At 54.1% G+C, this 1,009-nt stretch carries 2 protein-coding genes; one reads left to right on the forward strand and one right to left on the reverse strand.

The window, feature by feature from the left end:
- Nucleotides 1–794 (reverse strand): RNA-guided endonuclease InsQ/TnpB family protein (locus KHY18_RS26895; RefSeq protein WP_213307500.1); only part of this gene is annotated, 794 nt, incomplete at its 3' end.
- 44 nt (nucleotides 795–838) lie between these two features.
- Here KHY18_RS26895 and KHY18_RS26900 point away from each other — a divergent pair.
- Nucleotides 839–1,009: transposase (locus KHY18_RS26900; RefSeq protein ID WP_213307503.1), on the forward strand; the 171-nt coding region annotated here is incomplete at its 3' end.

Here is a 1,009-nt window from a genome sequence, read left to right on the forward strand (position 1 = left end):
GTGGACTTGGCCATCTTGGTTTTGACCAGTTTGCCAGCTGCCACATCACCGACAAAAATGGCGGCGTGGTTTTTCACCAGCGCGCTGCTGAACTGGTGCAACAGGTCTTTGCGCTGGTTGGCAATTCTTGCGTGGATGGCGCGGACTCGATGCTTTTTGTGCGCCCGCTGCGCCATGCCCAGCTTGGCCTGCAGCTTGCGATAGAAGCGCCCTTCGATACGTTCGCCAGTAGAAGTCACCGCCGCCTCTTTCAGGCCCAAGTCGATACCGACTGCCGCTGTTGCAGCGCTGGTTTTGGCTTGTACCTTGACTGCGACGTTGAGATACCAGCGCCCGCGTGTGTCTTGGCAGAAACTGCCAGCACGCAATTGGTAGTCAGCCAAACCGTAGCTGTCCCATAGACTGAATTTCTGACCAGCAAACTGGATTTGCCCCGCCTTGTATTGCAAGGCGCGCGCCTTGAAAGGAATCCAGCCGAGGCTGTATTTGCTGCTTTGCGGGTTGGAGACGCGCCAGCGCAGTTTGGCCTTTTTGAATTGCTTGCGTGCCTTGGCGTAGTCCTCGCAGACTTGCTGCACGGTGGGCGAACCAATCAATACCCCATCGCATTGACTGAAACCGTTGGTCAGCTTTTGCAAGTCGTAGCCCGACAGCCACTGGCGGCGTTCACGAATGGCGCGGTGGCTGGTTTCATTGCAGAAGTTGAACACCTGATTGACCTCGCGCGCCATCGCAGCAAGCACTTTGGCGTGCTTGTCTTTGATGCGCAGGCGCAGGGTTTTGGTGCAATCCACGCCCTAAATTATCATTGGTCTAATAAAACCATGCGAGAGGAGTTGTGTCCCGTCCACGCAAGATAGATAGCCATTTGCGCCACGGAAGGCATTGTGTATTTTCCCTTCATGTTCATTTGGTATTCGTAACAAAGTATCGGCGCAATGTATTCAAGAAAGAACATCTCGACGCCATGCAACTGATTCTCGCAAGCGTCTGCAAAGATTTTGATGCC

It is taken from the genome of Acidovorax sp. CCYZU-2555 (assembly GCF_018413525.1).
Taxonomy (GTDB): Bacteria; Pseudomonadota; Gammaproteobacteria; order Burkholderiales; family Burkholderiaceae_C; genus Comamonas.